Below are 24,571 nucleotides of genomic sequence, written 5' to 3'. Positions count from 1 at the left end.
CGGGGGGATCCCGTGAGGCCCGCCGGTCGTGTCGGTCCGGTCGTCAGCTGCCGTGGGCCGCCGACCGCCGGCGCACGGCCCACAGGATGCCGCCGCCCGCGGCCACCGCCGCGGCCGCCATGCCGATGAGCGGGCCGGTGGAGTCCGAGCCGGTCGCCGCGAGGTTGCCGCCGGTCTGCGGGGTGGCGCCACCGGTCGTCGAGCCGCCCGTGCCGGCCGAGCCGCCGGAGGAGCCGGTGGTGCCGGTAGTGCCCGTGGAGCCGGTGGTGCCCGTGGAACCGGCGGTGCCGGAGCCGCCGGTGGACGAGGAGCCGCCCGTACCGCCGGAGGAGCCGGAGGTGTCCTCGTCCTTGCCGGTGTCGATCACGATCTGCGCGGTGTCGTTCTCGGCGTTCCGGTCGAAGGGGCGCTCCTGGCCGGTGAAGGAGACCTCGCCGGTGGTGCGGCCGACCGCCTTGTCGACGCGTAGGACGAAGGGGTAGCTCTCGCCGCCGTTCACGTCCACCCAGGACTGGGAGGTCCCGCAGCGGTAGTGGGTCCTGGTGACCGCGTCGCAGAATCCGTGCGGCTTGACGACGGACGTGCCCTCGGGGATGCGGATGTCGACGGTGGTCACGCTCCGGTCGCGGGCTCCCTGGACGCGGGCGGGGCCCTTGTTGGCGAACTTCACCGTCGCGGTGACCTCCGCCCCGACCTTCCCCTTCCGCTCGTCGCCGGTCAGGGCGAAGTCCGCGGTGTTCGCGGCGGTGACGTCGGCCCCGGCGTACGGCTCCGGGTGGTTCGTCCGGTCGGCGTCGGAGGCCGGGCCCTTCTCCACCAGGGTGAGCGGGTCGCCCGTGCCGGGCACCGGCTCGGTGGAGCCGCCGTCGCCCGGGCCGGGCTCGTCGACGCCGACCGTCACCCGCAGGTCGTCGCGGAACGCGGAGTCGAGCGCCTTGAGCGAGACGGGTTTCGCCGTGCCGTAGACGACGCCCGGCTTCAGCGGCTGGCCGATCTTGCAGGAGGCGACGTTCGACGCGGGCATCTCGTCGTGGGAGGTGACGGTGTAGTACGTGCAGTTCTTGTACGTCTCGTCCGCCTTCAGGCCCGGGGACACCGCGTACGTCACCCAGACCTCGGGGACCTCCGCCTCCCCCTTGTTGAGGAAGGTCAGCGGGGTCGAGAAGGAGCTTTCGGGCTGGAGCCCCTTGACCGGCGCGATCGTTCCGACACCGAGGTCGGGCTCCGGGTCGGCGGCGAGCGCCGGTACGGCACCCAGCGCCACCAGCGCTGCGGCGGCCACGGCGGCGGTCCCGCCGCGCAGGATACGGCTGCGGGAAGGGGCGATACGCATGGAAGTCCTTCGGTCGTGGGGCGCACGGGGGCTGACTGCGGTCCTTCACCTCTCAGGACCGGTGCCGGCCGGGCAGGGTTGTCCCGGCCGGACCGGTCGTGACAGAACACGGACACAAGGGACGGGTACCGGCCACCGGCACAGGGCACCGGTACCCGCGGCCGACGCGAGGACACCCGTACCGGGGGATACGGGTGTCCTCGGGGGCCGCAGCGGCCGGGGGGCTGCCGCGGCGGGCCCGGTGGGTGGCGCGGGGCCCGATGAGTGGCGCGGGTCAGACCTTGGCGGGCTGCTCGGCGGGCGCGGCGTCCCGCTGCTCGGGGACCTCGTCGGAGGGGGCCGGTCCGTGGCCGTCGTCGACGAGGGTCTTCTCGTCGAACGGGATCCGCCCGGCCAGCACCTCGCCCACCCGGTCCTTGTCGATCTCCTTGGTCCAGTGGCCGACCAGCACCGTGGCGACCGCGTTGCCCGCGAAGTTGGTCAGGGCGCGGGCCTCGCTCATGAAGCGGTCGATGCCGACGATCAGGCCGACGCCGTCGACGAGTTCGGGGCGGTGCGACTGGAGGCCGCCGGCCAGGGTCGCCAGGCCCGCGCCGGTCACACCGGCCGCGCCCTTCGAGGCGATGACCATGAAGACCAGCAGCGAGATCTGCTCGCCCGCGCTCAGCGGGTCGCCCATCGCGTTGGCGATGAAGAGCGAGGACATCGTGAGGTAGATCGCGGTGCCGTCGAGGTTGAAGGAGTATCCGGTCGGCACGGTGATGCCGACGACGGGCTTGCTGACGCCCATGTGCTCCATCTTCGCGATCAGCCGCGGCAGCGCCGACTCGGAGGAGGAGGTGGAGAGGATCAGCAGGAACTCGCGGCCCAGGTACTTCAGCAGCGCGAACAGGTTCACCCCGGCGATCAGCCGCAGGAGTGCGCCGAGCACCACGAAGACGAACAGCGCACAGGTGACGTAGAAGCCGATCATGATGATCGCCAGGGACTTCAGGGCGTCGAGGCCGGTTTCGCCGACCACCGCGGCGATCGCGCCGAACGCGCCGACCGGGGCGGCCCACATGATCATGGCGAGGATGCGGAAGACGAGTCGCTGGATGTGGGTGATGCCGCGGATGATCGGCTCACCGGTCCTGCCCATCGCCTGGAGCGCGAAGCCCGCGAGGAGCGCGACGAGGAGGGTCTGGAGGACCTCGCCCTCGGTGAAGGCGGAGACGATCGTGGTCGGGATGATGCCCAGCAGGAAGTCCGCGGTGGACTCGCCGGCGCCCCCGGCCTGCTCAGCGCCCGCCTCGCGGGCGGCCTCGGTGATGTGGAGGGTGGAGCCGGGCTCCAGGAAGTTGCCGACCAGCAGGCCGATGGCGAGGGCCACGGTCGACATGACCAGGAAGTAGCCCAGCGCCAGACCGCCGACCGCGCCGACCTTGGCGGCCTTGCGGACCGAGCCGACGCCCAGGACGATCGTGCAGAAGATGATCGGCGAGATCATCATCTTGATCAGGTTCACGAATCCGGCGCCGATGGGTTTCAGCTCGACGGCCACCCCGGGGGCCGCGAAGCCCACCAGGATGCCGAGCGCCACGGCGGCGATCACGGCGATGTACAGGTAGTGGGTGCGGTCCCGTTGTTTGGCTGCCACAGCCATGGTGGGGCTCCTCGGCTCGGTCACAACTCGTGCCCCCGTCCCTGGGGGCTTCGGTGACTATCCACCGGCCTGTGACCCCGGTCACCCTTGCGTTCATATCGTTCACGGTCGCTTTCCGGCCATCCGGGGAAGGTCCGGCCGGGCCAGGCAGACTGTGGGGTATGCGCCTTCCCCGTACCCGCCCCCGCAGCCTGGCGGGCCAGCTCTTCGCGATGCAGGTCGTCCTCATCGCCGCCGTGGTGGCCGGGTGCGCCGTGTTCGCGTACGTCTCCGGCAGCGCGCAGGCCGAGGAGACGGCCGCCCGGCAGGTACGGGTGGCGGCCCTCGCCGTGGCCGATTCCCCTTCCGTACGGGAGGCCATCCGTACCCCGGATCCGTCCGCCGTACTCCAGCCGTACGCGGAGCGGGTGCGCGAGGACACCGGGATCGCCTTCGTCACGATCATGGACACCGAGCGGGTGCGCTGGACGCATCCGGACACCAGCCAGATCGGTGACACCTTCCTCGGGAACACCGCGAAGGCGCTGCGCGGGCAGACCTTCACCGAGACCTACACCGGCACGCTGGGCCCCTCGATACGGGTGGTGACCCCGGTCCGCGACGAGGGCAGGATCGTGGGCCTGGTCAGCGCGGGCATCACCGTGGACCGGGTCTCCTCGCAGGTACGGGAGCAGCTCGGCGCCCTCGCGCTGGCGGCGGGCGGGGCCCTGGCGCTCGGCGGGATCGGCACGTACGTGATCAACGCCCGGCTGCGGCGGCACACGCACGGGATGAACGCGGCCGAGCTGAGCCGGCTGCACGACTACCACCAGGCCACCCTGCACGCGGTGCGCGAGGGGCTGCTGATGCTGGACGGGCGGCGGCGGATCGCGCTGATCAACGACGCCGGGCGGGAGCTGCTGGGCCTGGAGCCGGATACGGAGGCGGTCGGCCGCACGGTCGACGAGCTGGCCCTGCCCGCGCCGCTGACCGGGGCGCTGCTGGCGTCGGAGGCGCGGGTGGACGAGCTGCACCTGACGGCGGACCGGGTGATCGTGGTCAACACCCGTCCGGTGGTGGGCGGCGAGCGGCGGGGCACGGTGGTGACCCTGCGGGACCACACCGAGCTGCAGGCGCTGACCGGGGAGCTGGACTCCGAGCGCGGGTTCACGCAGGCGCTGCGTTCCCAGGCCCACGAGGCGGCGAACCGGCTGCACACCGTGGTGTCGCTGATCGAGCTGGGCCGGGTGGAGGAGGCCGTGGACTTCGCGACGGCGGAACTGGAGCTGGCCCAGGTGCTGACCGACCGGGTGGTGGGGGCGGTGGAGGAACCGGTGCTGGCCGCACTGCTGCTCGGCAAGGCGGCCCAGGCGAACGAGCGGGGCGTGGAGCTGGTGCTCGCGGAGGACAGCCTGATCGACGACGGGGCGCTGCCCCCCTCCCTGGCCCAGCGGGATCTGGTGACGATCCTGGGCAATCTGATCGACAACGCGGTGGACGCCGCGTCGGAGGGCCCCCAAGGTGCGGAGGAGTCCGCAGCCGCGGTGCCCGCACCCCGGGCGGCCGGGGGCCCGGCGGGTCGGGCGCGGGTCACGGTGACGGCGCTCGCGGACGAGCGGGAGCTGCTGCTGCGGGTCGCGGACACGGGGGCGGGCATCGGTCCGGAGGCGGCGGACGAGGTGTTCCGGCGGGGCTGGTCGACGCACGGGGCGGGGCGCGGGCTCGGCCTGGCCCTGGTGCGGCAGGCGGCGCACCGCAACGGGGGCACGGTGGAGCTGGACGCGGGTCCGGACGGCGGCGCGCGGTTCACCGTACGGCTGCCGCTCGCCGACCGTACGGCGAGGCCGGCGGCGGGGGCCCGGGAGACGGAGGTCACGGCATGATCAGAGTCCTGGTGGTGGAGGACGATCCGGTGGCCGCCGACGCCCACCAGATGTACGTGGAGCGGGTGGAGGGCTTCACCGTGACCGCGGTGGCGCACACCCGGGCGGCGGCGGTGCGCGCGCTGGAGCGGACCCCGGTGGACCTGCTGCTGCTCGACCTCTATCTGCCCGACGGGCACGGGCTCGGGCTGCTGCGCTCGCTGCGCGCCTCCGGCCACGGCGCCGATGTGATCGCGGTGACCTCGGCCCGGGATCTCGCGGTGGTGCGGGAGGGGGTGTCGCTCGGCGTCGTGCAGTACGTGCTGAAGCCGTTCACCTACCCCACGCTGCGGGACCGGCTGGTGCGGTACGCGGAGTTCCGGGGCGTCGCCGGGGAGGCGAGCGGCCAGGAGGAGGTGGACCGGGCGCTGGGCGCGCTGCGGGTCGCGCATCCGGCGACTCTGCCCAAGGGACTCAGCGGACCGACGCTGGAGGCGGTCACCCGGGTGCTGAAGGAGTCCCCGGAAGGGGTGACGGCGGCCGCCGCCGGGGAGCGTCTCGGCATCTCCCGGATCACGGCCCGGCGGTATCTGGAGCACCTGGTGACCGTCAACAGCGCCGCGAGGCGTCCACATTATGGGCAGGTCGGCCGACCGGAGTTGCACTACAGCTGGCTGGCCGCGGGGCGCTGACCGGTCGGCGTCCGCCGGGCCGACAAGCGCTTGCCGGTCGGTTTTCGGGACCGGGAGGACCTTCTCGGGGCGGGAAAAGAAAGCGCTGGTGGGGCGGGTTTCCCATACCGCCCGCCCGGTTCGCGGCTGGAGGTTCCTACGAAGCGTGTTCTGTGGGGAACGTACCGTAGCCAGGGCGGACATGGACTTCTACGGTGGGCCCCGTGCACCCCACCCCGCCCTTCAACGCCCCCGCCGCGCGCCGTCTCCGCGAGGCACTGGGGATGGCTCCCGGCCATGTCGCCTACGGGCTCGCCGCCCAGTACGGACTCCGGATCAGCGCAGAGACCGTCGTCGCCTGGGAGCGCGGCATCGCGACCCCCGGGGAACGCGAGCTGACCGCCCTCGCCGGCGTCCTGTGGTGCGCGCCCGGGGAGTTGCTGGCCGCCGCGGCCACCCTGCGCGAGCACCGGATGACCCGGGACCTGACCGTGGACGAGCTGGCCCGGCAGCTGGGGATGACCGGGGCCTCGTATCTGCGGATGGAGGAGTCGGGTCGCTGGCGGGGCAACGAGAAGCAGTCGGCGGCGCTGTGCCGGGCGCTGGGTCTGACGGCGGCGCAGTTCCTGACGGCGACGGGTCGCGACGAGGAGCTGGCGGAGTTGCTGAGCAGCGCGGTCACCACGCGCTGGCAGGCGTACGTCCGGCCGGTGGCGAAGGTCGTCCCGCTGGACCGGGCGCTGATCCAGGACGTGCTGGAGCAACTGCACACCGACTACCAGGCCCTGATGGTCTCGACGCTGAGCTGGAGCAGCACCGGCCGGGAACGCTCCGGGTCGACGGGCGACGCGGGACGGGCGTTCCTGGCCCGGGTGGTGGAGCAGTTCTGGCGGACCGCCCGGGTGTGACTCCGCGCGGGCCGCCCGTGCGGCCCGCGCGGTTCGAGGCGATCGGGAGGTCCTAGAAGACCGACTCGGCCTCGTACATCCGCTCGGCGGGCACCCGCTTCAGCTGGGTGACGGCCTCGGCGAGCGGGACCATGGCGATGTCGTTGCCGCGCAGGGCGGTCATCCGGCCGAAGTCGCCGCGGTGCACGGCCTCCACGGCGTGCCAGCCGAAGCGGGTGGCCAGCACCCGGTCGTACGCGGTCGGCGTGCCGCCGCGCTGGACATGGCCGAGAATGACCGGCCGGGCCTCCTTGCCGAGCCGGGTCTCCAGCTCGATGGCGAGGCGGTTGCCGATGCCCTGGAAACGCTCGTGGCCGTACTGGTCGATCTCGCCCTTGGCGTACGGCATGGAGCCCTCGGCCGGGTGGGCGCCCTCGGCGACGCAGATGACGGCGAACTTCTTGCCGCGCGCGAACCGTTCCTCGACCATCTTGACCAGGTCGTCGACCTGGAAGGGGCGCTCGGGCAGGCAGATGCCGTGGGCGCCGCCGGCCATCCCGGACTCCAGCGCGATCCAGCCGGCGTGCCGGCCCATGACCTCGACGACCATCACCCGCTGGTGGGACTCGGCGGTGGTCTTCAGACGGTCTATGGCCTCGGTCGCGACGCCCACCGCCGTGTCGAACCCGAACGTGCGGTCGGTGGAGGAGATGTCGTTGTCGATGGTCTTCGGGACGCCGACGACCGGCATTCCGGCGTCGGCGAGCATGCGGGCCGCGGTGAGCGTGCCCTCGCCGCCGATCGGGATGAGCGCGTCGATGCCGTAACGGCGGGTCAGCTCCTCGCAGTTCTCCGCGGCCTCGCGCAGCCGGTCGCGCTCCAGGCGGGCCGAGCCGAGGATGGTGCCGCCGCGGGCCAGGATGCCGCTGACCGCGTTGAGGTCGAGGGGGCGGACGTGGCCGTCGAGCAGCCCCTTGAAGCCGTCCTCGAAGCCGATGACCTCGTCGCCGTGGCCGACGACGGCCCGGTGGACGACCGACCGGATCACTGCGTTCAGGCCGGGGCAGTCGCCGCCCGCGGTGAGAATGCCGATGCGCATCGAGGTATGTCTCCTGCTCGCTAGTCGCGCTTTTCCGGGAGGCCGACGGTGGCGGCCTCCCTGCCCTGAACCGCGACGATTGTCCCACGCCGGGCGCGGACCCCGCGCTCTCGGCCGGGCCGGACGGTCCTTTCGTGGGTAGGAGGAATCCGGAGGACGGAACCTCCGGCCGTGGAGGGCCGGGACCTCCGGCGGGCGGTATAGCGGCCCCCGCAGGTATCGTCAAGAGGCAATGCAGGCCAATGCCGCACCCGGCGGAACACCGGGCGGGCACGGGGGCAGCACCGCCCGTCCGGACGCCCCGCGGGTAGCGGCACCGAACATGGACGGGAGAGCACGCGTGGCGCGGAGCGTGTACGTGACCGGGATCGACCGGGGGGACGGCCGCCAGGTCGTCGAGCTGGGAGTCATGGAGCTTCTGACGCGTCAGGTGGACCGGGTCGGGGTCTTCCGCCCCCTGGTCCATGACGGCCCCGACCGGCTCTACGAGCTGCTGCGGGCCCGCTACCGGCTCTCCCAGAGCCCGGCCACCGTCTACGGCCTGGACTACCACGAGGCCTCCGCCGTGCAGGCGGAGAAGGGCACCGACGAGCTGGTCTCGCGGCTCGTCGACCGGTTCCACCAGGTGGCCAGGGAGTACGAGGCGGTCCTCGTGCTGGGCAGCGACTTCGCGGCCACCCAGCTCCCCGACGAGCTGGCGCTGAACGCCCGGTTGGCCAACGAGTTCGGGGCCTCCGTGATCGCGGTGGTCGGCGGCAAGGGGCAGAGCGCGGAGTCCGTGCGCGCCGAGACCCGTAACGCCTACCGCGCCTACGCCGGTCTGGGCTGCGACGTGCTGGCCATGGTGGTGAACCGGGTCGCCGCCGAGGACCGCGCGGCGATAGCGGAGCGGCTGGCGGCCCGGCTGCCCGTCCCCGTCTCCGTACTGCCGGACGACCCGGCGCTCTCGGCCCCCACCGTCGCCCAGATCACCGCGGCGCTGGACGGCACGGTGCTGCTCGGCGACGACTCCGGGCTGGCACGCGACGCGCTGGACTTCGTCTTCGGCGGGGCCATGCTGCCGAACCTCCTGAACGCGCTGACGCCCGGCTGCCTGGTGGTCACCCCCGGGGACCGGGCGGACCTGGTGGTGGGCTCGCTGGCCGCGCACAGCGCGGGCACCCCGCCCATCGCGGGCGTACTGCTGACCCTGGACGAGCGCCCCGGCGAGGAGATACTCACGCTGGCCGCCCGGCTCGCACCGGGGACCCCGGTCGTCTCGGTGGCCGGCGGATCCTTCCCCACCGCCGCCGAACTCTTCACCCTCGAAGGCAAATTGAACGCGGCGACCCCGCGCAAGGCGGAGACCGCCCTCGGTCTGTTCGAGCGCCACGTCGACACCGCCGCGCTGCTGGAGCGGATCTCCGTGGCCCGCAGCGGCCGGGTCACGCCGATGATGTTCGAGCACGAGCTGCTGGAGCAGGCCCGCTCCGACCGCAAGCGCGTGGTGCTGCCGGAGGGCGCCGAGGAGCGGGTGCTGCGCGCCGCCGACGTGCTGCTGCGCCGGGACGTCTGCGACCTCACGCTCCTCGGCGATGTGGACCTGATCCGCAAGAAGGCCGCCGACCTCGGCATCGACCTCGCGGAGACCCAGCTGATCGACCCGCACACCTCGGAGCTGCGGCAGACCTTCGCCGAGCGGTACGCGCTTCTGCGCGCGCACCGCGGGGTGACGGTGGAGCTGGCGTACGACGTGGTGGCGGACGTGAACTACTTCGGCACGCTGATGGTGCAGGAAGGGCTGGCCGACGGGATGGTGTCCGGCTCGGTGCACTCCACGGCGGCCACGATCCGCCCGGCGTTCGAGATCATCAAGACCAAGCCGGACGCGTCGATCGTCTCCTCCGTCTTCTTCATGTGCCTGGCCGACAAGGTCCTCGTGTACGGGGACTGCGCGGTCAACCCGGACCCGAACGCCGAGCAGCTCGCGGACATCGCGGTGCAGTCGGCGGTGACGGCGGCCCGCTTCGGCGTGGAGCCGCGCGTGGCGATGCTGTCGTACTCCACCGGGACCTCCGGCTCCGGCGCGGACGTGGACAAGGTGCGCGAGGCGACCGAGCGGGTGCGGGCGGAGCGGCCCGACCTGCGGGTGGAGGGGCCGATCCAGTACGACGCGGCGGTCGAGCCGTCCGTCGCGGCGACGAAGCTCCCGGGCTCCGACGTGGCGGGCCAGGCGACCGTGCTGATCTTCCCGGACCTGAACACCGGCAACAACACGTACAAGGCCGTGCAGCGCTCGGCGGGCGCGGTGGCGGTCGGCCCGGTCCTCCAGGGGCTGCGCAAGCCCGTCAACGACCTCTCGCGCGGCGCGCTCGTCCAGGACATCGTCAACACGGTGGCGATCACGGCGATCCAGGCGCAGAGCGAGGAGCGCCCCGCATGACGACGACCCCCTCCCCCGATCACGAAAGCACGGCAGCCCCTGTGGAACCGCACCGCGTCCTCGTCCTCAACTCCGGCTCCTCGTCGGTGAAGTACCAGCTCCTCGACGCGCGCGACCGCTCGCGGCTCGCCTCGGGCCTGGTCGAGCGGATCGGCGAGGAGACCTCGCGTCTGGTGCACACGCCGCTGACCGGCGGCGCCGAGCCCCGGGAGCGTACGGGCAAGATCGCGGACCACGAAGAGGCGCTGAAGGCGGCGGCCGAGGAGCTGGCGGCGGACGGACTCGGCCTGGACTCCCCCGAACTCGCCGCGATCGGGCACCGGGTGGTGCACGGCGGGCTGCGGTTCAGCGCGCCGACGGTGGTCACCGACGAGGTGCTGAAGGAGATCGAGCGGCTGGTCCCGGTCGCCCCGCTGCACAACCCGGCGAACATCACCGGTATCCGCACCGCGCAGGCGCTGCGGCCCGACCTGCCGCAGGTGGCGGTGTTCGACACGGCGTTCCACACGACGATGCCGGAGGCGGCCGCGCGGTACGCGATCGACGTGGAGACCGCCGACGCGCACCGCATCCGCCGCTACGGCTTCCACGGCACCTCGCACGCGTACGTCTCGCGGAAGACGGCCGAGCTGCTGGGCAAGGCCCCCGAGGAGGTGAACGTCATCGTGCTGCACCTGGGCAACGGGGCGTCGGCCTCGGCGGTCGCGGGCGGGCGGTGCGTGGAGACCTCGATGGGGCTGACGCCTTTGGAAGGGCTCGTGATGGGTACGCGCTCCGGGGACATCGATCCGGCGGTCACCTTCCACCTGAAGCGGGTGGCGGGCATGTCGGCCGACGAGATCGACGTCCTGCTGAACAAGAGGAGCGGGCTGGTCGGCCTGTGCGGCGACAACGACATGCGGGTGATCCGCCGCCGGATCGACGAGGGCGACGAGCGGGCGGCGCTGGCCTTCGACATCTACATCCACCGGCTGAAGAAGTACATCGGCGCCTACACGGCGGTGCTCGGGCGGGTGGACGCGGTGGCGTTCACGGCGGGGATCGGGGAGAACGCGGCTCCGGTGCGGGAAGCTGCCATCGCGGGCCTGGAGGAGCTGGGCATGGCGGTGGACGCCTCGCTCAACTCCGTACGGTCGTCCCAGCCGCGGTTGATCTCGCCGGAGTACGCCCGGGTGGCGGTCGCCGTGGTGCCCACGGACGAGGAGCTGGAGATCGCCGAGCAGACGTTCGCGCTGGTCAGCCGGGGTGGCGCCACTCGCCCGGCACACAGCGACAACTGAGCACCCCCGCGCCCCTTTGTATCTTCCACCAGACGGAATATTCCGCAACGAAACAAACCGATAGGATCCGCCTCATGCGCCGTTCCAAAATCGTCTGTACCCTCGGTCCCGCCGTCGACTCGCACGAGCAGCTCGTCGCTCTGATCGAGGCCGGCATGAGCGTGGCCCGTTTCAACTTCAGCCACGGCTCCCACGAGGAACACCAGGGCCGTTACGACCGTGTCCGCAAGGCGGCCGCCGAGACCGGCCGCGCGGTGGGCGTGCTCGCCGACCTCCAGGGCCCGAAGATCCGGCTGGCGAAGTTCGCCGAGGGCCCGGTCGAGCTGGTCCGCGGGGACGAGTTCACCATCACCTCCGAGGACGTCCCCGGCGACAAGTCGATCTGCGGCACGACCTACAAGGGTCTGCCCGGCGACGTCGTCAAGGGCGACCCGATCCTGATCAACGACGGCAACGTCGAGCTGAAGGTCGTCGCGGTCGAGGGCCCCCGGGTGAAGACCATCGTCATCGAGGGCGGCGTCATCTCCGACCACAAGGGCATCAACCTGCCCGGTGCGGCGGTCAACGTCCCGGCCCTGTCCGAGAAGGACGTCGACGATCTGCGCTTCGCCCTGCGGATGGGCTGCGACCTGGTCGCCCTCTCCTTCGTCCGGGACGCGAACGACGTCAAGGACGTGCACAAGGTGATGGACGAGGAGGGCCGCCGGGTCCCCGTCATCGCCAAGGTGGAGAAGCCGCAGGCGGTCGAGCACATGGAGGGCGTCGTCATGGCGTTCGACGGTGTGATGGTGGCCCGTGGCGACCTGGCGGTCGAGTACCCGCTGGAGAAGGTCCCGATGGTGCAGAAGCGCCTCATCGAGCTGTGCCGCCGCAACGCCAAGCCGGTGATCGTGGCGACCCAGATGATGGAGTCGATGATCACCAACTCGCGGCCGACCCGCGCCGAGGCGTCCGACGTCGCCAACGCGATCCTGGACGGCGCGGACGCGGTCATGCTGTCCGCCGAGTCCTCGGTGGGCGCGTATCCGATCGAGACGGTCAAGACGATGTCGAAGATCGTCTGCGCCGCCGAGGAGGAGCTGCTCGCCAAGGGCCTCCAGCCGCTGGTCCAGGGCAAGAAGCCGCGTACGCAGGGCGGTTCGGTGGCCCGTGCGGCCTGCGAGATCGCGGACTTCCTCGACGGCAAGGCCCTGGTCGCCTTCACCCAGTCCGGCGACACCGCCCGGCGCCTCTCCCGCTATCGCACGGCCCAGCCGATCCTGGCCTTCACCACGGACGAGAACACCCGCAACCAGCTTGCCCTGAGCTGGGGCGTCGAGTCGCACGTCGTCCCGCACGCGGACAACACCGACGCGATGGTCGACCTGGTCGACGCGGAGCTGCTCAAGCTGAACCGCTACAACAACGGCGACACGATGATCATCACGGCCGGTTCGCCCCCCGGCATCCCCGGCACCACCAACATGGTCCGGGTGCACCACCTGGGCGGCGGCGAGCGGGACTGACCCGCACCCCGCACACAACGCCGTGGGCCGTACTCCTGGTGGGGAGTACGGCCCACGGCGTTGTGCGGCTTCCGGACGGGCTCGGGGAGGCGGGCGGGGGCGGCTAGCCCTTGCCGCCCTCCAGGTAGTTCTTCAGTCCGGGAACGGTGAGCGTGCCGCCGAACTGGCCGGCCTGGGTGACCTTCACCTTGGTGAAGAAGGCGAAGGGGACGTTCAGCGGCGGCGGGGTCTGTGGGCTGAAGGTGATCGGGATGAGGCCGAAGAGATTGCCCTTCAGCTCCTCCGTGTACATCGTCACCTCGCCGTCGCGGATCGTCGACGTGGATCCGGGCCGCGACTTCACATGGCCCGTCGTGCCCGCGGGGCCGACGGTCAGCTGGTGCAGGTCCTTGATGTCGATGGAGCCGGCGGTGAACTTCAGCACCTTCTTGATGCTGCCGTCCGCCTTCTTCACCTCGACGATGCCGTGGTAGTCGAGGCCGTTGAGCGTGAGCAGCGTCGACTCCAGCGTCCAGGGGTCGGCCGGGAGCAGCGGGATGCCGGGCTCCAGCTCGGCCGCGGCGAGCGCCTCCGGGTCGGCCTCGGGGCAGGGGAAGCGGGGCTTGGCGCCGTCGGGGATGTCCTCGTCCTTCTTGGGGTCGAGTCCCTTGGCGTCCTCGTCGAGCTCCTCGACGTCCTTGCCGGCCTTCTCGGCCGCCTCGCGGATGGCGTCCGCCGTCTCGTCGGACGTCTCCTCCGCCTGGTCGGCCGCGTCCTCGACCGGGTCCTTCGGCTGCTCCTTCGCCGTGTCCTCCGGCTCGTCGGACGGCCTGGGGGCCTCGGTGGTGGGGCTCGGGGACGGGTCGGCCGGCTCCTCCGCGGCGTCGTCGTCCGGGCCGTCGAAGAGGTCCTTGAGTGCGTCCCCGAGGCCGAGCGGGTCGAGGGGGTTCTTCGACCTGGTGGGCGTCGGGGCCGCGGAGGGCTCCTCGGCGGCGGGCTTCTCGGCGGCGGACTGCGCCGACGTGTCGGCGTCCGGCTTCGCGTCGTCGGCCGCCGGGTCCTTGCCCGGGGCGGATGCGGAACCGCTCGCCGAGGGCTTCGGCGTCGCGGCGTCGTCCTCGCCGGAGGCGTCGTCCTCCTCGGTGGCCGAGGGGGACGGGGTCGGCTTCGGCGACTCGCTCTCGCTCGGCTCGTCGGACCGGGTGACGCACGGTCCCGGCGCGAAGGGGATGTCGCCGTGGTCGTCGGCCAGGGCGAGCTTGGGGGTCAGCCCCATGCCCACGAAGACCGCCGTCGGCATCGCCGCGAGCGCCAGCGCCTTCTTGCCGCTGGGGAGGTGGAGCTTGGTCAGCAGCGACTTCCGGGGGGCCGCGTGACGGGGGCCCCTGCGCTCGGGTAGTCCGTCGTTGAGGCGGGCGTCCGCCCGCTGTCCGTCGTCACCCCGCACGATGCCTCCCGCCCTCGGCCTCCGCCTGCGTGTCGAACGCGGTGACCTGCTGCTGCGGTACGGCAGCCGCGCCCTGGAGCTCCCCCTCGGGGCGCCCCTCGTACGGCTGGTCCGGGCGCGGGGCCTCCTCGACGCTCTTCTGGTCTCCCGGCGCCCAGGAAATGGACAGGGCTCCGCCGATGAGGGAGAAGAGGAATCCGACGATGAAGCCGCCGATGTTGGCGACGGGTATGGAGATCAGCGCGAGCAGAATCGCCGCGACGCCGGCGAACACCCGCACGATGCTGTGGAACCACATCGTCAGGCCCAGCGTGACCAGCAGGACCCCGATGATCAGGGATCCGGCTCCGGCCGTGGTGGACATGGCCAGCGTCACGTTGCCGAGGTGCATGTTGGCGTACGGGAAGTAGGCGATGGGAACGCCACCGACCATGGTGAACAGTCCGGCCCAGAACGGCCGGTCACCCCGCCAGGCGCGGAAGCGTCGCCGATAGACGCGGATGTGGTGCTCGTTCTGCCCTGTGGACTCGGGGCTCATGGAAAACAGCTCCCTGGAACCGGTACTGCTGAAGGAGAAGAAGAAAGGGTGGGCGGCCGGACGCCTTGAAGCCCCGACCGCCCGGGCGAGTGCTAGTAGCACTCCTTGACGCCGGAGACCAGCTTCAGCGACAGGTCGGGGAGCTTGAACGTACCCGCCGTCGTCGCCCATGCCTTCTGCTCGACATTCGTCAGCAGTGCCTTGTCCGCGCGCTGGGAGAAGCCGTTCGGGTTGGCCTGCGTTCCCGGCTGGATGCCGGGCTTGGTGTCGTCCTTGGGCAGCGAGCCCGCCGCGACGCCGATGTCGATGTTCTTGAACGTGGCGTCCGCGCCCAGCTCCGAGACATCCAGGTAGAGGTCCTTGGCGTAGACCTTCTCGTCGCCGGTGCCGGCCGTCAGCTGGAGGGTGACGTTACCCAGCCCGAACGGCAGGTTCGGCGTCACCACCGACTGGCACATGTTGGTGATGTAGGCCTTGCTGAAGCCGGACACCGCGACGGGCGCATGCTGCGCCTTGCCGTCCAGCGTCTTGCCCGACGCCACGCTGCCGTACTGGACGAAGTCCCAGCCCTCCAGCTCCTTGGCCTTGACCTTGAACTCCTGGCCGGAAACGCTGAACGAAGCCGCCAGCGCACCCTGGGCCAGGCCTATGCCCACCGCGGCCGTCGCGGCGACGCTCGGCACCATGACCAGAGCGAACCGCTTCCATCTCGTCCCACCGCGAACCTGGGAACCCATACTTGCTCCTTCTTCTCGGACGTACATCTCCGGCCGGGCATCGTGCCCGTCCTGGGATGGGAGAAGTGCTACGTCCTCGGGAAGGAGAGCGCCCGTATCGGAGACGTGTCCCGCATCCGATCCACCGGCGTTCACCCCCGAGCGACAACCACTGGCCGCGCTGTCCGCGCGGCCGGTCGGACAGGCCCCGCCAGTGAGCGGGAACCCCCCTGTCCACGGTCGGCGCCTCTGCCGCCGACCCACTCGGTGGGGACCAACAGCCCCTCGGGCACCGGCTGGAGACCGGGCTGAAGGTATTGGACCGAGCGTGGCCGATCGTGGTGCATTCACGGCCCCGGCACAAGGGGGATCGTTACTGGCTAGTAACGGGCCGATAACCACAGGACGACAGGGCGGCATCGAGCGGCGACACAGGGTGGCACGAAAGGGACAACGGAATGGCGGGAAACATCCTGGAAACAGGACAGAACAGTCCACCCGGCTTACTGCGAGTAACAGCTCGCATCTTTGTCAAGTTTTGGTAAAGCGAGGGCTTACGGCGCCCTCTCTTCGGCGCCGGAACGGCAAAACGGCCGCTCCGCCCGGTGGGCAGTGCGGCCGCCTTGTCACATCGGCACAATCGGGCGCGTCCGGAGGGGACCGGGGGCCGGGTCAGAACAGAACGCGGGCCAGCGCGGTGCGTGCGGCGGTGACCCTGGGGTCCTCCGGACCGATCACCTCGAACAGCTCCAGCAGCCGCAGCCGCGCGGTGTTCCGCTCGTCGCCGGCCGTACGGCGGACCGCCTCGACGAGCCGGCCGAAGGCGTCCTCGACATGACCGCCGACCAGGTCGAGATCGGCGGCGGCGATCTGGGCGTCCACATCGCCCGGGTTGTCCGCCGCCTCCTTGCGGACCGCCTGCGGGTCCATGCTCTGGACGCGGCCGAGCAGCTCCGCCTGGGCGAGGCCGAGCTTTGCCTCCGGGTTGCCCGGGTCGTCCACGAGGACGTTCTTGTACGCCTGGATCGCGCCGGGGAAGTCATTGGCGTCGAGCGCGGACGCGGCGGCCTCCAGCAGCGCGTCGTACGGACCGGCCGGCACCTCGGCCGGAGCCGCGCCCGGCCCCCCGGCGTCCGGGTCGACGGCGATCCCGGTGAGGCCGAAGCGCTCCTCACCGACCTGGATCAGCTGGTCCAGCGTCTCGCGGATCTGGGCCTCGGGGGCGGCGCCCTGGAAGAGCGGGAGGGCCTGGCCGGCGACGACGGCGAAAACGGCCGGAATGCCCTGGATGCCGAACTGCTGCATCAGCATCTGGTTGGCGTCGACATCGACCTTGGCCAGCAGGAAGCGGCCGTTGTACTCGACGGCCAGGCGCTCCAGCAGGGGCCCCAGCTGCTTGCACGGCTCGCACCATTCGGCCCAGAAGTCGATGACGACGGGGACCTCGGCGGAGCGCTGGAGGACATCGCGCTCGAAACCGGCTTCATCGACGTCGATCACCAGGGCGGCGGGCGGCACGGCGCCGGCGCCCCCGGTGCGGGCGGCCTCCGCGCGGGCCTGCTCCGCCTTGGCCTTGGCCTCTCCGGCCGCCTTGACCGCGGCGAGGTCGACAACGCCGCTCATGGACATGTTCCTAGGCTGCATACGCACATCCTCCCCCGACAGCGCGCCGCTGCGAAAAGCGGGCGCGAGAACCGGCCCGGCCCGGGGCCCCCGCTGGCATGCGAGGGCGGACGGACCGGAACGGTCGCGGGCCCCTGAAAGACCCTGGTGGACCTGCCGGATCCCCATCCGGGCCGGTCCGGGCGGCTCCGGGTCCCCACCCGGCGCCTGGGGCCCGACTGAAGGCCCCGGTGGCTGTCGCTCATGTGTTCCGTGGCGTCCGGGGCGACCTGGCCGCCTTCCTTACGCTACGACCCGTAGCGTAACTGCCGATCGGCCCGCCGGAACAGGTGATCCCGGTGATCTGTCTCACGGGCACCGGGGCGCAACCGTTCTCCCTACCGACCGGTATGGTCGCCGCATCATGAGCGACACCGACCCCAAAGCCACCCGAACAGGACGTCCGCGCAGCGCCGCCGCCGATACCGCGATCCTGGAGGCGACGCGGGCGTCCCTGGTCGATCTCGGCTGGTCGAAGCTGACGATGAGCGATGTGGCCACCCGGGCCGGGGTCGCCAAGACGACCCTCTACCGGCGCTGGGCGGGCAAGAACGAGCTGGTCGTGGACGCGGTCGCGGTCCTCTTCGACGAGCTGGAGCTGCCCGACCGGGGCAGCCTGGCCGCCGATGTGCAGTGCGTCGTGCTCCAGTTCGCCGCGCTGCTGGAGCGGCCGGAGGCCCGTACGGCGCTGATGGCGGTGGTCGCCGAGTCCACCCGCGACGACTCGCTGCGCCACCGGATCCGGACGGCCATCGTGGACCGGCAGAAACGGCTGGTGCTGCTGGGCCGGGAGCGCGCCCAGGCCCGCGGCGAGCTGCGGTACGAGGACGACGCCTCGGCCGCGGCCCGCAACGCGGACCTGATCTTCGACGTGATCGCCGGAGCGGTGGTGCACCGGGCCCTGGTGAGCGCGGAGCCGGTGGACGCCGAGTGGGCGAGCGGCTTCACCTCGCTGCTGCTGCTGGGGCTGGCCGGCGCCCAGGCGGCCTAGGGCCCGCTCAGACCCGGTAGCGCCCCGGTGCGGAGAGGTGCAGATGCTCCGCCGCCCAGGACGAGGCCTGAACAGGGCCTCAGAAGCCCGGCGGTTCCGTGTAGACGCCCCACTCGTCGCGCAGCACGCCGCAGATCTCGCCGAGCGTGGCCTCGGCCCGTACGGCGTCGAGCATCGGCGCGATCATGTTCGAGCCGTCACGGGCGGCGGCGAGCATCGCGTCCAGCGCGGCGGTGACCTTGGCGTCGTCGCGGGCGGCCTTGCGGTCGGCGAGCTGGCTGACCTGGTCGCGCTCGACCTCGTGGCTGACGCGGAGGATCTCCAGGTCGCCGGTGACCGAGCCGTGGTGGACGTTGACGCCGACGACCCGCTTGTCGCCCTTCTCCAGGGCGCGCTGGTACTGGAACGCGGACTCGGCGATCTCGCCGGTGAACCAGCCGTCCTCGATACCGCGCAGGATGCCGGAGGTCATCGGCCCGATGGGGTGCTGCCCGTCGGGGTGGGCCCGGGTGCCGCGCTCCCTGATCTGGTCGAAGATCTTCTCGGCCTCGGCCTCGATCCGGTCGGTGAGCTGCTCCACGTACCAGGAGCCGCCGAGCGGGTCGGCCACGTTGGCGACGCCGGTCTCCTCCATCAGCACCTGCTGGGTGCGCAGGGCGATCTCGGCGGCCTGCTCGGAGGGGAGCGCGAGGGTCTCGTCGAGGGCGTTGGTGTGGAGCGAGTTCGTGCCGCCGAGGACGGCGGAGAGCGCCTCCACGGCGGTGCGGACGACGTTGTTGTACGGCTGCTGCGCGGTGAGGGAGACCCCGGCGGTCTGGGTGTGGAAACGCAGCCACTGGGCCTTGTCGGTCCTGGCTCCGTACGTCTCCTTCATCCAGCGGGCCCAGATGCGGCGGGCGGCGCGGAACTTGGCGATCTCCTCGAAGAAGTCCAGGTGGGCGTCGAAGAAGAAGGAGAGGCCGGGCGCGAAGGTGTCGACGTCGAGACCGCGCGAGAGCCCCAGCTCCACATAGCCGAAGCCGTCGGCCAGCGTGTAGGCCAGCTCCTGTGCGGCCGTGGCTCCGGCCTCGCGGATGTGGTAGCCGGAGACGGAGAGCGGCTTGTAGGCGGGGATGGAGGCGGCGCAGTGCTCCATCAGGTCGCCGATGAGGCGCAGGTGGGGCTCGGGCTGGAAGAGCCACTCCTTCTGCGCGATGTACTCCTTGAAGATGTCGGTCTGGAGCGTGCCGTTGAGCACGCCCGGGTCGACGCCCTGGCGCTCGGCGGCGACCAGGTACATGCAGAAGACGGGGACGGCCGGGCCGCTGATCGTCATGGAGGTGGTGACGTCGCCCAGGGGGATGTCGCCGAAGAGGACCTCCATGTCGGCGGCGGAGTCGATGGCGACCCCGCAGTGTCCGACCTCGCCGAGCGAGCGCGGGTCGTCGGAGTCGCGGCCCATCAGTGTCGGCATGTCGAAGGCGACACTGAGGCCGCCGCCGCCCGCCGCGAGGATCATCTTGTAGCGCTCGTTGGTCTGCCGGGCGTTGCCGAAGCCGGCGAACTGGCGGATCGTCCACGTACGGCCCCGGTAGCCGGTGGGGTGCAGTCCGCGGGTGAAGGGGTACTCCCCCGGCCAGCCGATCCGCTCGAATCCCTCGTACGTGTCACCGGGGCGGGGCCCGTACGCGGGCTCGACCGGGTCACCGGAGAGCGTGGTGAAGTCCGCGTCACGCTTGCGGGCCTTGTCGTAACGGGCCTGCCAGCGGAGGCGGCCTTCCTCGATCGCGTCAGCGTCCATACCCTCGAATTTACTAGGACGTCCTAGTAAATGTCGATGGCAAACCGCCCGGTGCTTTGCGCGCGGGGCGGTTCGCGGGGCGCCGGGGGTGCCGGGTCAGACCTTCGCGGGGGCCGGGGCCGGGTCGGTGACCAGGGCGCGGGCCTCCCGGCTGACCTTCGGTTCGACGAAGAACGAGGCGAAGGGGATGCAGCCCGCGGCCAGCACCCACAGGAGCTTGCCGAAGGGCCACTTCGCCTTGGAGCCGAGATCGAAGGCGAAGACGACGTAGACGATGAACAGCACGCCGTGGATCTGGGAGATCAGCATGGTGTCGCCGGTCTCGAAGCCGTACTTCGCGATGATCGCCACGGTGAAGACGAGCAGCCAGACGGCGGTGACGTAGGCCATCACCCGGTAGCGGGTGAGCACGTTCTGTTTCATGGCATCGAGCCTAACCGGGCGTCGGGGCGATCTTCGCGCGGCCCCTCCGACCGGAGGGCTTCCCCTTCACGGAAGACCCGTGCTCACTTCTCCTCGAAGTCCTTGGCCGCCACCCGCAGCGGGCGCAGCATGGCGAAGATCTCGGCGCACTCCTCGGAGTCGTAGACCCCGAGCCCGAAGTCGACCGCGACCAGGTCCCGGGTGGCCGCCTCGACGACGTCGCGGCCCTGGTCCGTGATGGAGGCGAGGGTGCCGCGGCCGTCGTTGGGGTTGGGCCGCTTGTCGACCAGACCGGACCTCACCAGCCGGTCCACGGTGTTGGTGACCGAGGTGGGGTGCACCATCAGCCGCTCGCCGATCTTGGACATCGGCAGCTCCCCGGCCTTGGAGAAGGTGAGCAGCACCAGCGCCTCGTACCGGGCGAAGGTCAGCCCGTACGGCTTGACGACGGCGTCGACCTCGGCGAGCAGGATCTGCTGGGCCCGCATGATCGAGGTGATCGCCCCCATCGACGGCACGGGTCCCCAGCGCTGCTGCCAGAGCTCGTCGGCGCGGGCGATCGGATCGAAGGGAAGGCTGAGCGGCTTCGGCACGGCACCGACCTTACCGACTGGTCACATGCCGGTCAGCCCCGTCTCGTCCTTCGGTACCGGCCCTCCGCCCGGGGTCCGTCCGGCGGACCTCGGCCACGAGCAGGAGCGCGCAGATGGTACCGATGATTCCGGATCCGGCGACCACCTGGTGGACCGGGAGGAACTCGGCCGCGAGCCCCGCCAGCGCCATCCCGAGGCCCTGGACGGTCATCAGCCCGGCGGTGAGCAGCGTCATGGCCCGGCCGCGCAGCTCCTGGGGCACGGCGTCGACGAACCACTGGTCGAGCCCGATGACGTACGCGGCCCCCGCCCCGGCCAGCGCGAGGGCGGCCAGAGCGAGCGGCAGCCCCGGCCGGACCGCGTACACGAGCAGCGGCAGCAGGCCGGCGGCGGCGACCGGCAGGACGATCCGGGAGCGGTTGCGGGGGCTGAGCGCGGACCCCACGAACAGTTCGGCCCCGATGTGGCCGACGGCCATCGCGCAGAGCAGCAGCCCGAGCGCGGCGGGCGATGCCCCGATCGCGTCGGCGTAGGGGGCGGCGAGCGCCTCGGGGGCCACGACGAACATCGCGGGCAGCCAGAACAGCAGCATCAGGGCGCGGATGCGGCGGTCGCCCAGGACCAGGCGGGCGCCCGAGAGCGACTCCTTGAGGAGCGTCCCGCCCGCGCCGCCGCCGGTGGTGGCGCGGGCGGGGCGGTCGCGGGTTCCGAAGCGCAGGATGGCGGCCGAGCAGAGGAACGTCACCACGGTGACGGTGATCGCGCCGCGCGGGGACAGCACGGTGAGCAGGACCCCGCCGGCGCCGAACCCGATGAGCATCGCGCTCTGCGAGACGATCCGCAGGAGGGAGCGGCCCAGCACATAGAGGTCGCCCTCGCCGAGGATGTCGGTGAGGGCCGCCATCCGGGTTCCGGTGAAGACGGGCGCGATCGCGGCGACCAGGCAGCGCAGCGCGAGGAGCCCGGCGACCGGGGTGGCGGGCACGAGCATCACGGCGACGCAGGCCGCGCAGAGCAGATCGCAGACGACCAGGACGCGGCGGGCCGGGTAGCGGTCGGCGACCCCGGCGAAGAGCGTTCCGCCGACGATGTACGGGAGGAGCCCCAGCGCGAACGTCAGCGCGCTGAGCAGCGGCGAGCCGGTGAGGTCGTAGACGAGGACGGTGAGCGCGAGCTCGCTGACGACGACGCCGAGCAGCGAGAGCAGATGCGCGGCGAAGACGGCCCGGAACTCGGCCACGGCGAAGACCGCGCGGTAGCCGCGCGGGATGGCGGGAGCCGCGCCACCGGGGCCCGGGGCCGGGGCGGGTCGCGGCGCGACGGGGTCCCGGAGCGTGGGCGCGGGGCCCGGGTCGGGGAGGGCGCCACGCTCCGGGAACGGAGCCGGGACGTGCGCCGCCGGGGCGGACGGGGTACGGGGTGTGTCCGCCGGGGCGGGGCTGTCGGTCGGCATGGGACGAGACTGGGGCCCGGACCCCCGCCCTCCGTAGACTTTCGGCTGAGCGCGAATGTTGAGACCCGCGGAGGGGGAGCCGTGCCGTTCCAGCTGCACTTCGGGGAGAGCGACCTGTTGCGCTGCCGGTTCGCCCTGTCGCCGCTCTTCGAGACCCAGGAGGCCGTGCGCACCCTGGCCCGTCGTCACCGGCACGGCTACCACCTGCCCTGGCTCCGGCGGATCCGTACGGCGGCCGCCTCCCTCGACCTCGAACCGCTGTGGCTGCTGATGCCGGACGGCGGCCACAACCCGGACTTCATCTGCCCGCCGCCGATCGGCCCGTTCGCCACCTTCGACGAGGAGATCGCGGGCGTCCGGGCGGTCGACCCGGAGGTGGCGCGGGCGGACATGGCGCTGGCGCTGGCGGAACGGCCCCGCGCCCGGGAATCCGCGACGGGCCGGCGCCTGCTGGCCGATCCGGCACGGGCCGTGCACGAGCTGGCCGATCTGCTGGAGCAGGCCTGGCGGACCCTGATCGAGCCGCACTGGCCCCGGTTGCGGGCTCTGCTGGAGGCCGACATCGCCTACCACTCCCGCCGCCTGGCCGACAGCGGCCTGGAAGGGCTGCTGGGCGAGGTGAGCACCCAGCTGAGCTGGAACGGTTCGACGCTCACCGTGAAGGGGACGCGGGGCGACCACGAACAGGTGCTGGGCGGCCAGGGGCTGGTGCTGATGCCGAGCGTCTTCGTCTGGCCCGAGGTGGTGGGCGGCCACCTGGAACCCTGGCAGCCCGGGCTGATCTACCCGGCGCGCGGGATCGGCGGGCTGTGGAGCGAGGCCGGGGAGCGGACGCCGGAGACCCTCGCCCGGCTGCTGGGCCGGGTCCGGGCCGATGTGCTGTGCGCGCTGGACGAACCGGCCGGGACGAGCACGCTGGCGCACCGGCTGGGCCTGGCCGCCTCGTCCGTGTCGGCCCATCTCTCCGTGCTGCGCGGGGCGGGGCTGCTGACCTCGCGGCGTTACGGGCACCAAGTGCTGTACGAGCGCACGCCGCTGGGGATCGCGCTGGCCGCCTCGGAGTGACGGCGCGCCCGTCGGCGTACGGACAGACGCGTCACGGACGGTGTCGTACCACCACTCGCTGTAACCGCTATGTCACGATTGCCCCTGTTTTCCCGAGTCCGTGAGCCACCGCCGCCCGAGGGGTCTGGATGTCCGGCCGCAGCACCGTCCCGCGCGCTCTCCCCCGTACCGTCCGTGTCCTATCCGTCCTCGCCCTGGCCACCGCCCTCACCGCGGGGTGCTCGGCGGCCCCGGAGCCGCGCGTCACCGGGGCCGCCGAGGAGGGGGACGGACTCGTCCGGGGGGAACCCGCCCCGAGCGCGGCCTCCCCGTTCTGGGTCGACCCGAACAGCGACGCGGCCCGCCAGGTGCGCGCCTGGGAGAAGGAGGGGCGCGACGCGGAGGCGAAGATCCTGCGGCGGATCTCCGAGCGGCCGGTGGCCGACTGGCCCGCGTGGGACGACCCCGCCCCGGGGATCCGGGCCGCCGTGCGGTCCGCCGCCCGCACGAAGAAGACCGTCGTGCTCGTGGCGTACAACATCCCGCACCGCGACTGCGGGCTGTACTCCGCGGGCGGCGCGAAGGACGCGGACGCCTACCGTTCCTGGATCGGGGAGTTCGCCGACGCCGTCGGGGACGCGCCCGCGACCGTGATCCTGGAGCCGGACGCCCTCCCCCACATCGCGGACGGCTGCACCCCGCCCGAGCACCACGCCGAGCGCTACCAGCTCCTCTCCGAGGCGGTGGACACGCTGGGGGCCCTCCCGAACACCAAGGTCTACCTGGACGCGGGCAACCCGGACTGGATCGACGAGCCGGCCAAGATGGCGCAACCGCTGCGGCAGGCGGGCGTCGACCGGGCCGACGGCTTCTCGCTGAACGTCTCCAACTTCCAGTCGAACGCCGGCGTGAAGACGTACGCGGGAGAGCTCTCCGACGCCGTGGGCGGCTCGCACTTCGTGATCGACACCAGTCGCAACGGCAACGGCCCCCTGTCCGGGGGCCGTGAGGAAGCCTGGTGCAATCCGCCGGGCCGGGGGCTCGGCACGCCCCCCACCACCGACACCGGCGACGACCGGCTCGACGCCTACCTGTGGATCAAGCGGCCCGGCGACTCCGACGGCACCTGCCGGGGCGGCCCGCCGGCCGGCGAGTGGTGGCCGGAGTACGCCCTCGGCCTCGCCCGCCGCGCCGCCTCCTGAGCCCGCGGGGTGCTCTCGGCTGCGGGCGGAGACCGGCTCCCCTCTTCCCGGCGGGCCCCC

The 24,571-nt window shown here is 72.0% G+C and carries 20 protein-coding genes; 9 read left to right on the top strand and 11 right to left on the bottom strand.

What is annotated here, in order from left to right; genetic code table 11:
- Positions 1-43 precede the first annotated feature (43 nt).
- Entirely contained in the window at positions 44-1,333 is a 1,290-nt protein-coding gene (locus RNL97_RS23465; RefSeq protein ID WP_313751156.1) for an LAETG motif-containing sortase-dependent surface protein, read from the bottom strand.
- Between the two features lie 274 nt (positions 1,334-1,607).
- Entirely contained in the window at positions 1,608-2,978 is a 1,371-nt protein-coding gene (locus RNL97_RS23460; protein ID WP_030579954.1) for a cation:dicarboxylate symporter family transporter, read from the bottom strand.
- Positions 2,979-3,139: 161 nt separating this feature from the next.
- Between RNL97_RS23460 and RNL97_RS23455 the strand changes: the two genes are divergently transcribed.
- From RNL97_RS23455 to RNL97_RS23445, 3 genes are all read left to right on the top strand, one after another.
- Complete coding sequence (locus RNL97_RS23455; RefSeq protein ID WP_313751155.1) at positions 3,140-4,840, top strand: sensor histidine kinase; 1,701 nt, start codon at positions 3,140-3,142, stop codon at positions 4,838-4,840.
- Positions 4,837-5,511 (top strand): response regulator, encoded by a 675-nt coding sequence (locus tag RNL97_RS23450; RefSeq protein WP_030579951.1) that lies wholly within the window; start codon positions 4,837-4,839, stop codon positions 5,509-5,511. Before RNL97_RS23455 ends, RNL97_RS23450 begins: the two co-directional genes overlap by 4 nt.
- A gap of 263 nt (positions 5,512-5,774) precedes the next feature.
- On the top strand, positions 5,775-6,398 hold the full coding sequence (locus tag RNL97_RS23445; protein WP_030579948.1) for a helix-turn-helix domain-containing protein: 624 nt from the start codon (positions 5,775-5,777) through the stop codon (positions 6,396-6,398).
- 52 nt (positions 6,399-6,450) lie between these two features.
- On the opposite strand, the gene RNL97_RS23440 is transcribed toward RNL97_RS23445, so the two are convergent.
- Complete coding sequence (locus RNL97_RS23440; RefSeq protein ID WP_030579945.1) at positions 6,451-7,476, bottom strand: ATP-dependent 6-phosphofructokinase; 1,026 nt, start codon at positions 7,474-7,476, stop codon at positions 6,451-6,453.
- Positions 7,477-7,816: 340 nt separating this feature from the next.
- Here RNL97_RS23440 and pta point away from each other — a divergent pair, with 340 nt between their 5' ends.
- The 3 genes from pta to pyk all read left to right on the top strand — a co-directional run bounded on the left by pta (position 7,817) and on the right by pyk (position 12,683).
- On the top strand, positions 7,817-9,898 hold the full coding sequence (pta, locus tag RNL97_RS23435; RefSeq protein ID WP_030579942.1) for a phosphate acetyltransferase: 2,082 nt from the start codon (positions 7,817-7,819) through the stop codon (positions 9,896-9,898).
- Entirely contained in the window at positions 9,895-11,178 is a 1,284-nt protein-coding gene (locus tag RNL97_RS23430; RefSeq protein ID WP_050499997.1) for an acetate kinase, read from the top strand. The genes pta and RNL97_RS23430 overlap by 4 nt, the downstream gene beginning before the upstream one ends.
- Positions 11,179-11,252: 74 nt before the next feature.
- Positions 11,253-12,683 carry a pyruvate kinase gene (pyk, locus tag RNL97_RS23425; protein WP_030579937.1) on the top strand — a complete coding sequence of 477 codons (1,431 nt, stop codon included), beginning with the start codon at positions 11,253-11,255 and terminating at the stop codon, positions 12,681-12,683.
- Between the two features lie 103 nt (positions 12,684-12,786).
- Here the strand turns inward: pyk and RNL97_RS23420 are convergent, their stop codons facing one another.
- From RNL97_RS23420 to RNL97_RS23405, 4 genes are all read right to left on the bottom strand, one after another.
- On the bottom strand, positions 12,787-14,109 hold the full coding sequence (locus RNL97_RS23420; protein ID WP_313751154.1) for a hypothetical protein: 1,323 nt from the start codon (positions 14,107-14,109) through the stop codon (positions 12,787-12,789).
- Positions 14,099-14,647, bottom strand: coding sequence for a DUF6114 domain-containing protein (locus tag RNL97_RS23415; protein WP_030579933.1), 549 nt, complete (start codon positions 14,645-14,647; stop codon positions 14,099-14,101). The genes RNL97_RS23420 and RNL97_RS23415 overlap by 11 nt, the downstream gene beginning before the upstream one ends.
- Before the next feature lie 92 nt (positions 14,648-14,739).
- Positions 14,740-15,384 (bottom strand): DUF6230 family protein, encoded by a 645-nt coding sequence (locus RNL97_RS23410; RefSeq protein WP_078651985.1) that lies wholly within the window; start codon positions 15,382-15,384, stop codon positions 14,740-14,742.
- Positions 15,385-16,035: 651 nt separating this feature from the next.
- Positions 16,036-17,007: a tetratricopeptide repeat protein gene (locus RNL97_RS23405; RefSeq protein ID WP_030579928.1), complete on the bottom strand. Its 972-nt coding sequence runs from the start codon at positions 17,005-17,007 to the stop codon at positions 16,036-16,038.
- A 382-nt stretch (positions 17,008-17,389) separates the two neighbouring features.
- Here RNL97_RS23405 and RNL97_RS23400 point away from each other — a divergent pair, with 382 nt between their 5' ends.
- Positions 17,390-18,016 carry a TetR/AcrR family transcriptional regulator gene (locus RNL97_RS23400; protein ID WP_030579927.1) on the top strand — a complete coding sequence of 209 codons (627 nt, stop codon included), beginning with the start codon at positions 17,390-17,392 and terminating at the stop codon, positions 18,014-18,016.
- A gap of 79 nt (positions 18,017-18,095) precedes the next feature.
- Here the strand turns inward: RNL97_RS23400 and RNL97_RS23395 are convergent, their stop codons facing one another.
- The 4 genes from RNL97_RS23395 to RNL97_RS23380 form a co-directional block, all read right to left on the bottom strand.
- Positions 18,096-19,796 carry an acyl-CoA mutase large subunit family protein gene (locus tag RNL97_RS23395; protein ID WP_030579926.1) on the bottom strand — a complete coding sequence of 567 codons (1,701 nt, stop codon included), beginning with the start codon at positions 19,794-19,796 and terminating at the stop codon, positions 18,096-18,098.
- A 96-nt stretch (positions 19,797-19,892) separates the two neighbouring features.
- The gene (locus RNL97_RS23390) at positions 19,893-20,219 is read right to left on the bottom strand and encodes a DUF3817 domain-containing protein (RefSeq protein ID WP_030579925.1); all 327 of its coding nucleotides are present in this window, start codon (positions 20,217-20,219) and stop codon (positions 19,893-19,895) included.
- 83 nt (positions 20,220-20,302) lie between these two features.
- Complete coding sequence (locus RNL97_RS23385) at positions 20,303-20,812, bottom strand: MarR family winged helix-turn-helix transcriptional regulator (protein WP_030579923.1); 510 nt, start codon at positions 20,810-20,812, stop codon at positions 20,303-20,305.
- Between the two features lie 10 nt (positions 20,813-20,822).
- Positions 20,823-22,265 carry an MFS transporter gene (locus tag RNL97_RS23380; RefSeq protein ID WP_313751153.1) on the bottom strand — a complete coding sequence of 481 codons (1,443 nt, stop codon included), beginning with the start codon at positions 22,263-22,265 and terminating at the stop codon, positions 20,823-20,825.
- A gap of 81 nt (positions 22,266-22,346) precedes the next feature.
- Between RNL97_RS23380 and RNL97_RS23375 the strand changes: the two genes are divergently transcribed.
- Positions 22,347-23,330 carry an ArsR/SmtB family transcription factor gene (locus RNL97_RS23375; protein WP_313751152.1) on the top strand — a complete coding sequence of 328 codons (984 nt, stop codon included), beginning with the start codon at positions 22,347-22,349 and terminating at the stop codon, positions 23,328-23,330.
- 128 nt (positions 23,331-23,458) lie between these two features.
- Complete coding sequence (locus RNL97_RS23370) at positions 23,459-24,511, top strand: glycoside hydrolase family 6 protein (RefSeq protein WP_313751151.1); 1,053 nt, start codon at positions 23,459-23,461, stop codon at positions 24,509-24,511.
- Positions 24,512-24,571 lie beyond the last annotated feature (60 nt).

It is taken from the genome of Streptomyces parvus (assembly GCF_032121415.1).
GTDB classification, from domain to species: domain Bacteria; phylum Actinomycetota; class Actinomycetes; order Streptomycetales; family Streptomycetaceae; genus Streptomyces; species Streptomyces globisporus_A.
This window is presented reverse-complemented; position numbering and strand designations above follow the sequence as displayed.